Genomic DNA, 13,116 nt, shown 5'->3' with positions numbered 1-13,116 from the left:
TATTATAAATTAAAAAGAGGTTTTTTTGCTTATAAAATGACTTTATATTGTTTTTTGACTAAATATTTTCCATTTTTTAGCAAATATTTTCCTGTTCTTTCTTTGGCTAATAAAAAATCTTCAATAGATTTAAGCTTTTTACTACTTATATTTATATCAAAATAGTATTTATGAATAAAAAAATATAAAAATTGAGACTTTTTCTTTATTTTTTCAAAAAATACTATATCAAATTGAGTTTTTTTTCATCTATATAACAAATAATTTATTCTTATCAACTTAATCAATTTAAGTAAATTTATTATTCTATATTTTAAAATTATAGAGTTTTTTCAAATCTTAGATTTGTTTTTTAACTCTATTCTAATTTTATTTCTTTGATAAATTTCTTTATTATTTGATGAATCAGTTGCAAATAAAATTTGTTTTTTATTTAAAAGATCTATTACTTCTTGTTTAAAATATTTATATAAAAATGGTCTTTTTATATTCATATTATAAAGAAATTTTTTCTTTTTGATACCTCAAAAATTTACTTTTTTTTGCTTCATTTTTTGAAGAAAAATTGTTTCTAAAAAGTCATCTTTTTGATGAGCAATTAACAGTTGGTTGCAATTATATTTTTGATAAATTTTATTAAAAAACTGATAACGAATTTCTCTAGCTTCGTTTTGAATATTATGATATTCTTCTTGTTTTTTATTAACTGATAAAATTTCTAGTTTAATTCCGTATTTTTGACAATAATTTTCAACTATTTGTTGATCAATATCAGAATCTGTTCGTAAATGATAATTTACATGAGCCACAACGATGTTTTTGTTTTTAAATTGATTAAGCAAAAACATTGAATCTGGACCACCGCTAACTGCTAATAGGCTTGTTTTTGTTTTGGTTTTGCTTAACATTAAATTTTTCTATTGCTTTTCTAAAATCATTATATAAGTAATACAATAAAATATCAACACATTCGTCTATAACTTTTTTAATAATAATTTCTTGAACTGAATTAAAAGGAGTCAGAACATAATTTTTGCTATCTTTATCACGAGATATTCCAATTTTTAATCTTTTAATTTCTTGTGTATTTAATAATCTAAAAATATCTTTTAGTCCGTTGTGACCACCAGAAGAACCATTTGTTCTCATAATCGCTTGCCCAACTTGATAATCCATATCATCATAAACTATTAAAATATCATCTATATTTATTTTAAAAAACCTAACTAACTCACTAACTAACAAACCTGATTGATTCATATAAGTTTGAGGTTTGGCAAGTATATAATCTGGAGTTTTTACAATAAGACCTATTGAATTTCAGTTGGTAAAATTTACTTTTAAACTTTCTGCAAGTTTATCGAGCACACGAAAACCAACGTTATGTTTAGTTAATTTGTATTGTTCCCCTGGATTACCTAAACCGACAATTAATTTCATATTTTCCTTCATTTTTCTTCATTTTTTATTGATTTAAATAACTTTCTAATATTAATTGAGCTGCTAATTTATCTTTATTTTTCTTTCTTTTTTGTCTACTTAAACCTTGCTCGATCATAATACTATGAGCTATTTTGCTTGTTTGCCGTTCATCTACTAATTTTATAGGAATATCAAAATATTCTTGAAATAATTTAACAAAATAATCTACTCTTTTAGAACTTTTGGTTGGATTTAATTGCATGCTAAGAGGATAACCAATAAGAACTAATTCAATATCATATTCTTGAAAATAATATTTTAACTTATCAATGACTAAATTTAATTTATGTTCTTGAAATTGAAAATTTTCTAAAGGTTGAGATGTTAATCTAAGTGCATCAGTGATTGCAAAACCACAACTTTTACTTCCTAAATCTAGGGCGATTATTCTTTTCATATTTTCTTTTTCTTTTTTTATCAAAATAATTTTTAAATATACTTTCGATTTTTCCTATTATCTCTAAATTAAACTCAATGGATAAAGATTTTTCTATTTTTAATGTGCATGAAATATGATTTAAAGATGTGTTATAAGAAAATTCTATAGTTTTGAAAATATCGTTTTTAAAAATAACATAAAGGTCTTGTTGAATTTGTTCAATATCTTTTGTATAAATTTCAATCTTAAATTCATTAGTGTTTAACTTTTTACCAAAAATAAATGTGGCATTTTCATTTAAAATAAATCCAACTAATGCTAAATAATCAAAATCTATTAAATCTGAAACACTCATATCCACAATTACTTCAGGAAATGAAGGATTTTTGTTGTTATCGTTTTCCAATATATGGGTAAATTTACTATAGGAAAGAATACTTTTTAAAAACTGTGAAGCTAATTCACTATCATTAGTTTTAGTTTCTGAAAATTCTTTTTTACTATAAAAATCATTAAAATGCTTCATTTGCACATCATCAAGTAGGTCATGATTTTTTTTGACTAAAAATCTAACTAAATTTTGTGGATTATTTGAATCATTATTTAATTTATTTGCTAATTCAACATATTCTGGTGTTTGTCTATAGTAAAAATCTGAATTAACATAAGGATTTGCTCAAAGATTATCAATGTTTTCTTGCATTTGTGTATTTAATTGATGAATATTTTCCAAATTTAGAAGCCAATGTGATTGTTTATTGAAGGACATACAAAAATCTGATTTTCCATATGCTACTAATGTAACTGGTGAATGAAAATCTATTTTTTGTGCTTCATTTTCCTTTATAATGTGGATAAAATTATTTTTGCAAACAGAAATAATATCAGCAACCACCTTATTATTTTGCAATACTTTCCCCAACAATTTATCTTCTGAATTAAAAATAGTTTTATCAAATAATACTGAAAAGTATTGAACTCCGTTTTCTAAAGTTGGAAAAACATTAGTAATTATCACTTCTTTTAAATAACATTCTTCTACAAATTCTGTATTGTGTATACGTTTTGGACCCAAAAACATTGTTGCTAATTCACAGAGATAATTAAATTTTTCTTTCATAACTAACCTTTGACTATTGTGATTTTTTGTAAATTTATATAGTAAAAACCTTCTTTTATGAAGGATTTTTTAAAATATTTTTAATCGTTGTTTCCACATTTGAATATCAAACTAAGTTAGCTTGAACTAAAATATCACTACCCCCACCTTTTAAAGAATTTAGTGATTGAAGTTGAGCAAAAATAGCTCTAGCTTGCTTGTTTTTTGAAGCAATAACTAATAATAAATGTTGATTTTGCTTTTGTCCCAATACAAAATCAATGTCAACAAATTTTTCTCGTAAATTTACTGCTAATAATTTAAGATTTTGACCTGAATCAATGTCTAAATCTAGATATATTTTTTGATTATTAATTTCTAAAATTTTGCTTGGATCAATTTCTAATTCTTGATTTTCCTTTATTAATGAAGCTTTTTTTTGCAATAACTTATTATCGTTTTTAGCAATTTCAAGATATTTTTCTATTTCTTCCACACTAGCTTCTCAATCACTACTAAAATGAACAGATGGAATTCCACGATATGTCGGATCTAGCTGATGATTTTTTTCTAATATTTTCATTAAAGCTTCATTATTCTCTTTAAAAGTCTCAAAACAATAATTTTGAATTTTATCAAAGGTAGTTATTGCTCTAATTCTAAAAATTCCACTTCCTTTGTTTTGACAAGAAACTATTTTGAATCTTTGAATTAAACCAGTTTTTGCAATGTGTGTTCCTCCACATAAATCAGTTGTAATTCCTTCAAATTGAACCAATCTAACATGTTTTGGATCCATATATTCAGCTTCTTCAAGCGTCATAATTGCATTTAGTTTTTCTGCTTCTTTGATTGAAGTTTCTAAATAATGTCTTTCTACATTTTTATCAATATATGAATTTACTCTGTCTTGTATTTCTTTTAATTCTTTTGGAGTTGGCTTTTTATCTAAAGGAAAGTCGAAGGTGAGCCTATCTTCGTTGTTATCAGAACCTAATTGCTTGATTTGTGGTCCATATTGTTCTCTTAAGGACTTGAAAAGAAGGTGAGTTGAAGAGTGATTTCTTTCTAGATTTGTTCTGTTTGTTGCATCAACTTCAAGTAATACTTCTTGATTTTTGTCAAGTTCGCCTTCTATGACATGAACATGATTTAAAAATTTGTCTTTAAATACTTGCTTTACTTTAATTTTATTATTGTTTTGAATAATGACACCTTGATCATGTTTTTGACCTCCAGCAGTTGCATAAAAAGGAGTTTTGTCAAAAATAACATAGGAATCTTGATTAGCTAAAGATTTATTTATTTGTTCTTCTTCATTAGCTAAAAAAACAATTTTTGCTTTTGATGTTAATTCGGAATAACCTATGAACTCGGAAATTTTTCCTTCAACCAGAGCCAAAGAATTGAGAGTTTTTTTCATACCTAGTTTTTTGGAACCCATAGAAAGTTGAGCATGTTTTTCTTGATAAATTTTAAATTCATTCATATCAAGTTCTATATTTTTTTCAGCCAAAATTTCTTGAGTAAGTTCAATTGGAAATCCAAAAGTTTCAAAAAGCTTAAATGCAACCGCAAAATCTATTTGTTGATTATTGTTTTCAATTTCTTTTTGAAGTAATAACCCTCCATTTTCAATAGTTTTTTCAAATAGCAACTCTTCTTTTTTTATGACTTCACTTACTCTATCAACTTCAATTTCGTAAATTAAAGTTTCTTTAACAATGTTTACTAATTTGTATAAAAATGCTTCTTTAATTCCTAATTTTTTCCCAATTCTGTATGCTCTTCTAATTAACCTTCTGATTATATAACCTCTAAAGGTGTTTGAAGGTTCAACACCATCATTTATTGCATTTACAACAGCTCTAATATGATCTGCAATAATTTTAAAATTTGAATTAATTTTTGCTTGTTTTTCTTCTTTTTTGAAGTAATTTTCTACATCATACTTAAAGGAAGTCATTGTTTCAATTTCTTTAATTATAGGTAAAAATAAATCTGTATCAAAATTAGTTGGACCATCTTGAATTATAGAAACTATTCTCTCTAATCCAGCACCAGTATCAATATTTTTACTAATTAAAGGAGTGTAATTGTTTTCACCATCGTTATTAAATTGTGAGAAAACAATATTTCAAATTTCGATAAATCTATCGTTTTCAATGTCTTCTTTTAATAATTCAACACCTCTTGAATCATACTTTGAACCACGATCGTAGAAAATTTCTGTACAAGGACCGCAAGGACCAATTCCCATATCTCAAAAGTTTGTTTTTCTGGTTCCTGCTATTAAATGCTCTTCTTTTATTCCTAATTTTAATCAATATTCTTTAGTATCTAAATCTTCGAAAAAATAAGTAAAATAAAGCTTATTAACATCAAATTTTAAAACTGTAGTAAGAAACTCAAAAGCATATTCAATTGCTTCTTTTTTGAAATAATCTCCGATAGAGAAATTTCCTAGCATTTCAAACATTGTATGGTGTCTAGAAGTGATTCCAACATTTTCAATATCGTTAGTTCTTAAAGATTTTTGTGAATTAGTAAGTCTTTTGCTTGGTGGCACTTTCTTACCTGAAAAATAATCTTTTAGAGTTGCAACACCTGAATTTATTCACAATAATGAAGGATCGTTTTCAGGAACTAAAGATTTGCTTTCAACTTCTAAATGGTTTTTAGATTTAAAAAAGTCAAGTCATAATTGTCTAATTTGTTTTGAAGTTAATTTTGAATTCATAATTTCCTTTAAATTTTTAATTAAATTTTAGCAAATAAAATCTACTAAAACACCTAGTTCAGTAGATTTTATTTTAATATTAATTATTTTTTATAATATCAGATACATCGATCGATGATATTACCTTGAATGAAACGGGCGAAGCTGAAGAATGAGAAATGTCTTTTAGATCAGAAAAATTACTTAATGTGAAAGGATAAATATTAATGTCCGAGTTAATATTTAATAAATATTTATCGTTTTGTTTTTCAATTTTAAAAGTACTAGAATCAGCTACAGAATTGGAATTTATAAAGGACATTAAAGGATAAATAATGAATTTTTGCTGTGATGCTTTTGGATCTGATGCTTGATAGTCAGAAATTTTAAAATTCTTTAATGAGTAAACTTTTTCTGTTTCTGGAAAAGTTAGTGTAAGGTTGTCAATAATAAAATTTTTAAGAACATTTATTTGATCACTATCTGTGATATTTACACTGTTTTTAGTTTCTAATTCTGTTTTGTATTTTTTGACAACTTGTTTGAATGTGTCTGTTTTTTTAAAATCAGATGAAGAAGGATTTAATTTAAATGTAAAATCAGATTTTGGATTTCATTTTCTAAAATTATTAAAATAGTATTGTTTGTAGTAAGCAAATTCGTTGTCTTCAAATGTGAACAGCTTAACTTCTAGTCATAACTCACCTGTAAAATCATTGAACTTAACTTTATCTATTTTAATTTGATACTGCTTGGTATTACCATTGTCTGTATTCACTTTTTTTACTTCAACAAATTCACTTCTTCAGCCCAAGTTAATACTTGGAATTGAAGGTATATTTACGATGCTTCCTTCAGAATTATATAATTTATTAAATACACCGACACTAGAATCAGAAAATAATAAACTAAAAGCTAAAAAAGAAGGAAAAAGTTGTTTTAATTCAGCAACTGGAGTTTTCACTATTATATTTGATTCTAATGTTTGTAATTTTTCTACTTTTTGATTTTCTCAGTATATATTAATACTTTTTTCCTTCATTTTTGAAGGATTTTCTTTAGAAGTAATGGTTAATTTTACATTTTTTAGTATCTTTCTATTTTTATCTTCTTCAGCATTTGTAAAATCTAATTTTGCATTATATTTTTGTTTAAATTCTTCATCATTTGAAGTTAATTTAGAAACAAAATTGCTATAGTCAAAATTTTTGTATTCATCTGATTTGAATTTATTTAAAGCAGTTGTAGTGTCAAAAGATTTTGCTGTATGAGCAATTAAAAAGTCTTTATCTAAATTAAAAAAATCTATTTCTAAATTATTTTGAATCTCTTTATTTTTCTTTTCTTCTGCTAATAATTCTTCTTGAGTTTTAGATTCTTTACTTATTTTTTCTTCATTTTGTGGCGGATTTGTTTCTACTATGGATTTATTTTCATCCATTTTCTTGCTTTCTATTGGAGCTATTTTCTTATCCTGTTCTTTAACCATATCCATTTTAATTATTGGATTTCCTGGAGTTGTCATTTTATCTTCTTTAACTCCTGATTCTGGTGAAGCATTATTTGTATTTCCTGATTTAGTACTTCCTTTTTGTTGTGATTCATCTGTTCTACTTTTATCTGAATCAGGATTTTTCTTTTCTAATGAATCTCCAGGTTTAGATTTATCTATAGGTGTCATAGGTGAAGGTTTTTTCACAGGAGCAGTTTGTGTTTCACCACAAGAAATAGCAAATAAAGCTGTTGAAAATGCTAGTGTGGATATTAAATAAAGTTTCTTTTTCTTCATAGTGCATTAAATTATAAATATAAATTTGTTAATTTGAAATTTTTTTAAGCGCTCTTAGTTGTTCTAAATGATACTCTTTGGCTGTTTTTATATCGAAATTTGTTAATTCATTATTTTTTGATTGAATTACTAAACGAATTTCTTTTACTATTTCAACAAAACCTGAAAGAGTTCCTTCAATTTGAGTTAAGTCAAACAAAATGACTTCTGCTATTGAAGGATTTTTAAAATCAATTTTTAGAATTCCGTGGTATTTTTCTAAATCTTGAGTTGACAAAAAATTGGCTATATAAATACCTGTGTGTAATTTTTCTATTTCTTCAGGTCACTGGAATTTTTTCTCAGAATCTAAAGTTACTTTTATTTTATAGTTTTCTGTGAGTAGTGAATTAAGTAAACTAATTTCTCCAAAATTCAGATTTTCTTTTAAAAATTTTGTAGAAATTTTTATATTTTGTTGAGTGTCTTTTGTGTGTTCTATTATATGTGTGTTTGGAAAATATTCCTTTAAAATTGAAGCATTTCACTGCCCAAAGCGACCGAATTTAAAGTCTTTACCAATAACAAACGAGCTAGCTCCTGAATTGATTAAAGAATCTATGAAAGTGTTACCAGTCATGTTTTGTATCTCTTCATTAAAGTCTATAAGCAAAATATTTTCAATTTCTTGATTTGCTAAAGCGTGAATTCTGGATTCCAAATCAGAAAATACCAACCCGTTGCTTTTAGGTAATTTAATCGGGTTTTTAACCATACATACAACTACTGTATCTGATAGTTCTTTAGCTTTTTGAATTAATTTTTGATGACCAATATGAAAAGATTCAAAAGAACCTAAAACAAAACTAGCGTTGTTAAATTTAAAATTCGAATCTAAAGGATAAGAATAAATTTTTGTCATAATAATATTTAGTTTATTAGTTTTAATTCTTTTGCTTTTTTGTATACTCCAAGATCTCTTGTATCTTCTGCAATGTCTTTTGCAACGCTTTTTACTTCATCTAAAGCATTAGCCATTGCTACTCCATAACCTACATCTCTAATCATTTCAACATCATTAGAAGAATCTCCAAAAGCTATAATTTGATCTTTGGTAAATCCTAAAAGAGTTGCTAGAAAAATTAAAGTAATACTTTTTTTAATGTTAACTGGGGAAATAAAAAAACCATAAGTTCATCTTGAACTAATTTCTGCTTGAATATTTTTTTCCTTTAAAAATGAAGCAAAATTTCTCATAATATCTGGATTTGGATATTTTTCTTTAATAGTAATAATGTGTAGTGGAGTATCTCCAGTGTAGTCTTTTATTGACTTCATTTTATGTTGATGTTTTGATAAAAATGGTGAATCTAAATCTGAATGTCCATCTGAATAATATATATGTTTGTGATCCATTATTACAAATTCTACATTTTGTTGATATGCAAAGTCTTCAATTAATTTAAAATCACTAAAGCTGATTTCCTTTTCTCAGATTATTTTTTTTCTTGCAAAATCATAAATAAATGCGCCATTTGCTCCAATAAAATAATCAATATTTGGTGTATTAATATGCCTTCCAATAGTAACTAAATCTCTACCAGTTACTAACACGGTTTTGATATTGTTTTGTTGAAGCTGAGAAAACATATCAATTATTTCGTTTGGAATATCTTTATAACCCGAAGGTAAAATAGTATCATCAATATCGGTTGCAAATATTTTTATATTTTTACTTTTCATTTTTATTTCCTTATTTGTTTAGTATTATTTTTATCTTATTACCAAAAAGTTTTTTAGACTTTAAAATCTTGTTTTTTATAGTCCCAATACCCACTGCTTGATTTTGAATTACTAGTAAAGTTTCTTCTTGGTCTTCGTAATTTTTATCAAAAGAAACAACTTTACCTTGTATAAGTTGCTGTAGCTGAAATTTGTCTATTTTGGTTTGAATTAAATGTATTAAATCTAAAACATTTAAATCTTGATTTAAAAAAGAAGAATCTAAAAAATTTATTTTTGTTCTTGTTAATTCTACCATAATTGCACCAATTTTCAACATCTGACCTAAATCATGAGCTAAAGTCCTAATATATGTTCCTCTTGAAACTATAAATTGTAATTTCAGTGTTTGTGTATCGTAATCAAAATTTAAAATTTTATATGCAAATACCTTGATTTTTATAGGTTTTAAGTCCAAAAACTTGCTTTGCCGAGCTAAATCATATGAGCGTAATCCATTAACTTTTTTAGCTGAAAAAACTGGTGGTATCTGTTCTTCTTTAGCAACTAAAATTTTTAACTGTTCTTCTATTTGCTTTAAAGACACTTTATTTTTAGAAAATTTTTCTATTTTACCTTCAATATCGTATGTATCTGAAATAAAGCCAAATTTTAATTTAACAATATATTCTTTGTCTTTTGTGTCAATATAAGGTATGAATTTTGTGTCTTCATCTGTTGCTATCAACATTAATCCAGAGGCTAAAGGATCTAAAGTTCCAGTGTGCCCGATTTTTTTAATATTATTTTCTCTAGCGTAATTTTTAATAAACTTAAATGATGTAATATTGGTTGGTTTATAAAGCAATTTAATCATAGATAACCTTTAAAAAGAAAGAAAAACCAAGCGAAATGCTTGGTTTTGTTCTTGACAGTGTAAATTCAAGAAAGGAGGTGAATTCTACATTTGGTGCGCAAGAAGGGACTTGAACCCTTACGCTATAAAGCACTAGAGCCTAAATCTAGCGTGTCTGCCAATTTCACCACTCGCGCTTAATTGTATGTTTTATAGGAATCGAACCTAATTAAAACTACCAAGTAACATAAATGGTGCCGTCTATAGGATTTGAACCTACGACCTACTGCTTACAAGGCAGTTGCTCTGCCAGCTGAGCTAAGACGGCATATGGTGGAAGATGAGGGGATCGAACCCACGACCCTCGCCTTGTAAGGGCGATGCTCTCCCAGCTGAGCTAATCTTCCTAAAAATGGTGACCCGTACGGGGATCGAACCCGTGAATCCATGGATGAAAACCATGTGTGTTAACCGCTTCACCAACGGGCCAATATGGCGCCGATTGCGGGGATCGAACCTGCGACCAACTGGTTAACAGCCAGCTGCTCTACCGCTGAGCTAAATCGGCTTTTTGCTATTTCTAGCACATATTGAAGTTAAAGAAATTTATTTTTGTAGACCTTCAATAACTTTTTTACCTTTATAGAAACCACAATTTGAACATGCATGGTGAGGTAATGATTTTCCTGAACAAGTTCCACAAGTTACTAAAGTTGGTGATGTTAATACATCGTGAGTTCTTCTTTTGTGTTTACGTTGTTTTGATGTTTTACGCTTTGGTACTATTGCCATTATCTCTCCTTTGTGTTTCTAAATTTAAAAAGCATAATAATTATAACAAAATTTTTTATATTTCATAAAATTTTATTAAATTTCTTTTCAATGTGAGTAGGTAAGAATAATTATAACAGGTTTTCATAAATTTTGTTAATAAATTCTATAGATTTTTCATCACACACTAAATGTAGTGTAATTTTTTGTTTTTTATCTATATTTATAGAATCTTTTAAACTGATTGAAAAAATTCCTGGAATATCTTTTAATTTATTTATTTCTTCTTCTATAGATTGATGTGTATTTAGAGTAAAAGTAATATCTCTGGTTTTTAATTCATTAGAATCATATGGGTTAAATTTAATATTTTTTACAAATTTTTTAATAGCATCTAAATTAATTTCTAGATAAAATGCATCTACTAATTTTAATTTTGGATGTGGTTTACCTATTCAACCTATTAGTTGACTATTATAATATATTTTAGCAGAAACTCCATTATGAAATTGTTCTGAATTTGTTCTTATAAACTCAAAATCTAAGGAAAATAAATCAAATAATTTTTGTTTTAATTCAAAAAAATTAAATTCAGTAGTGGCTAAAATTAAAGTGTTGATCTCTGAATTAATCATTCCTATTTCAAATAAGCTAATTTTAGAAATTTTTCTTTTAATATTATGTTCTAAAGCTTCAGAAATTGAAATAGCTTGTGTGTTCCTAATGGTTTCTCTTTCTTTAGATAAGAAGGTTTTTAGATTTATTTGCTCGTCAAAATCAAATGGATTAAATTCGTTTTTTTGTTTAGAAATTAAAGTATAAGTTTTAATTTCGTTAAAACCTAATACTTTTACTTGTTCTTTTAAAGTATTGGTTTTTTGAATTTTAAAAACTGTATTTTTAGGAACAGTTGGTTCTAATTTTGTATAACCATAGAATCTTAAAATTTCTTCTAAAAGATCTTCATTTAGTTCAATATCATATCTATATGTAGGTATTTTTACTTTTTTGTTTTTAAAATCAAATTCAAAACCTAAAGATTTGAGAGAAAATATAGTATTTTTAAACTCTGGATCACAACAGAATTTAACACCTGCAATGTGTTGCATTTTATGAATATTTAATTCTATTTCTTGTTTTTGAATCTCATTTAAATTTATTGAAAAAGAATAATTATTTAAATGTGATTTTAAAAATTTGTGTGCAAGATGAATAGAACCATAAGCAAAATTTTTAATAGCTCTATTAGAAGTTAAGTTAGAAACTCTTAATTCTTTTACAGTTTTTCTTGTTTGTGTAGTATCAAATATTCCGATTTCAAATAAAACATTTTTGCTATCAGAATCAACTGCATTTTTTTCCAAACCAATTACTGCTGGAAAAGTTAAAACTTCTTCATTTTCGTTGGTAATGACTAAAGAATTAGAAACATTTACTTCTTTTTTTCCTAAAATATTTTCGCTAACATTTGATTTTATAGCTGGTTTTAAAATTTTTGTGGTTTTTAATTTGTCTACATCATAAACATGTACAGGTTGACCTGTCATAATTAAAGTAAGATTTGTTAAATCAACGATCGGATTTACAAGTTTAATTGAAGATTTTAATAAAAGTAATTGATCTTGAATACTAAGTTCAAAATCATTGTCAATTTTAGCTTCTATTCCAGTTAGTTTATTATCTAAAAAGTCTTCAAAAATAAAGTCAGATTTAAAACTAGGTTTTGTTTTTATAGACAATTTTGAAGTTGTAGTTCTAAAGTAAGCTGCTAATTCTTTTGCCATAATTAAGTAAGAATTTGCATCAGCACGATTAGCTAAAATTTTAATATCTAATAAATAATCATCTAAGTCGAAAAAAGCTAAAGGATCTAAAGATAAATCTACTTTTTTAAAGCTAAAAATACCATTTGCTAAGTCTTTAGAAACTAAAGAATCATCAAAGCCTAATTCATTTAAAGACACTAACATTCCTTCAGAAATTATTCCTTTTAATTCCTTAGCACTGAAAGTAATTTCACCACTAGAAGCGCCTGGAACAAAAGCCATAACATAATCATTTTGCTTTAAATTTGTAGCTCTTGTTTGAATAATTCTTTGTTTATCTTCAAATTCTATTTTACAAACTGTTAGATTATCTGCATTTGGATTTTTATAAAGTTCAACAATGTGTCCAAATTTAATTCCTTTAATATTATTTAATTTTGTTGCAGATTCTAGTTCAAAACCAATGGAATTTATAGCTTTTGTAATGTCTTCTAAAGAAATATGTTCATCTAAATTAGCTAATTGTTTTAATTTTTTAAGTGAAAAAATCATTG

General features: G+C 26.0%; 11 protein-coding genes and 5 tRNA genes. All 16 read right to left on the bottom strand.

Annotation, left to right across the window (positions count from 1 at the left end; genetic code table 4):
• Positions 1-29: 29 nt before the first annotated feature.
• The 16 genes from tilS to HF996_RS00935 all read right to left on the bottom strand — a co-directional run bounded on the left by tilS (position 30) and on the right by HF996_RS00935 (position 13,114).
• Positions 30-908 carry a tRNA lysidine(34) synthetase TilS gene (tilS, locus tag HF996_RS01010; protein ID WP_168910232.1) on the bottom strand — a complete coding sequence of 293 codons (879 nt, stop codon included), beginning with the start codon at positions 906-908 and terminating at the stop codon, positions 30-32.
• Positions 865-1,440 carry an aminoacyl-tRNA hydrolase gene (gene pth, locus HF996_RS01005; protein WP_168910231.1) on the bottom strand — a complete coding sequence of 192 codons (576 nt, stop codon included), beginning with the start codon at positions 1,438-1,440 and terminating at the stop codon, positions 865-867. Before pth ends, tilS begins: the two co-directional genes overlap by 44 nt.
• A 25-nt stretch (positions 1,441-1,465) precedes the next feature.
• Positions 1,466-1,879, bottom strand: a complete 414-nt coding sequence (gene ruvX, locus HF996_RS01000) for a Holliday junction resolvase RuvX (protein WP_168910230.1) — start codon at positions 1,877-1,879, stop codon at positions 1,466-1,468.
• The gene (locus tag HF996_RS00995) at positions 1,845-2,981 is read right to left on the bottom strand and encodes a hypothetical protein (RefSeq protein WP_168910229.1); all 1,137 of its coding nucleotides are present in this window, start codon (positions 2,979-2,981) and stop codon (positions 1,845-1,847) included. The genes ruvX and HF996_RS00995 overlap by 35 nt, the downstream gene beginning before the upstream one ends.
• Positions 2,982-3,036: 55 nt before the next feature.
• Entirely contained in the window at positions 3,037-5,700 is a 2,664-nt protein-coding gene (gene alaS, locus HF996_RS00990) for an alanine--tRNA ligase (protein ID WP_168910228.1), read from the bottom strand.
• Between the two features lie 79 nt (positions 5,701-5,779).
• Complete coding sequence (locus HF996_RS00985; protein ID WP_168910227.1) at positions 5,780-7,468, bottom strand: LppA-related lipoprotein; 1,689 nt, start codon at positions 7,466-7,468, stop codon at positions 5,780-5,782.
• A 28-nt stretch (positions 7,469-7,496) separates the two neighbouring features.
• Complete coding sequence (locus HF996_RS00980; protein WP_168910226.1) at positions 7,497-8,369, bottom strand: FAD synthase; 873 nt, start codon at positions 8,367-8,369, stop codon at positions 7,497-7,499.
• An 8-nt stretch (positions 8,370-8,377) separates the two neighbouring features.
• Positions 8,378-9,190 (bottom strand): YcsE-related riboflavin metabolism phosphatase, encoded by an 813-nt coding sequence (locus tag HF996_RS00975; protein ID WP_168910225.1) that lies wholly within the window; start codon positions 9,188-9,190, stop codon positions 8,378-8,380.
• Between the two features lie 10 nt (positions 9,191-9,200).
• Entirely contained in the window at positions 9,201-10,046 is an 846-nt protein-coding gene (truB, locus tag HF996_RS00970; protein WP_168910224.1) for a tRNA pseudouridine(55) synthase TruB, read from the bottom strand.
• A gap of 91 nt (positions 10,047-10,137) precedes the next feature.
• Positions 10,138-10,222 (bottom strand) — tRNA-Leu (locus tag HF996_RS00965).
• 55 nt (positions 10,223-10,277) lie between these two features.
• Positions 10,278-10,353 (bottom strand) — tRNA-Thr (locus HF996_RS00960).
• 3 nt (positions 10,354-10,356) lie between these two features.
• Positions 10,357-10,432 (bottom strand) — tRNA-Val (locus HF996_RS00955).
• Between the two features lie 6 nt (positions 10,433-10,438).
• Positions 10,439-10,514: transfer RNA gene (locus tag HF996_RS00950), tRNA-Glu, on the bottom strand.
• Between the two features lie 4 nt (positions 10,515-10,518).
• Positions 10,519-10,593 (bottom strand) — tRNA-Asn (locus tag HF996_RS00945).
• Positions 10,594-10,631: 38 nt separating this feature from the next.
• Positions 10,632-10,817, bottom strand: a complete 186-nt coding sequence (rpmF, locus tag HF996_RS00940) for a 50S ribosomal protein L32 (RefSeq protein WP_168910223.1) — start codon at positions 10,815-10,817, stop codon at positions 10,632-10,634.
• 110 nt (positions 10,818-10,927) lie between these two features.
• Positions 10,928-13,114 carry a phenylalanine--tRNA ligase subunit beta gene (locus HF996_RS00935; RefSeq protein WP_168910222.1) on the bottom strand — a complete coding sequence of 729 codons (2,187 nt, stop codon included), beginning with the start codon at positions 13,112-13,114 and terminating at the stop codon, positions 10,928-10,930.
• Positions 13,115-13,116: the final 2 nt, after the last annotated feature.

The sequence above is a fragment of the Mycoplasma sp. 1654_15 genome (genome assembly GCF_012516495.1).
Classification (GTDB): Bacteria; Bacillota_I; Bacilli_A; order Mycoplasmatales; family Metamycoplasmataceae; genus Mesomycoplasma.
This window is presented reverse-complemented; position numbering and strand designations above follow the sequence as displayed.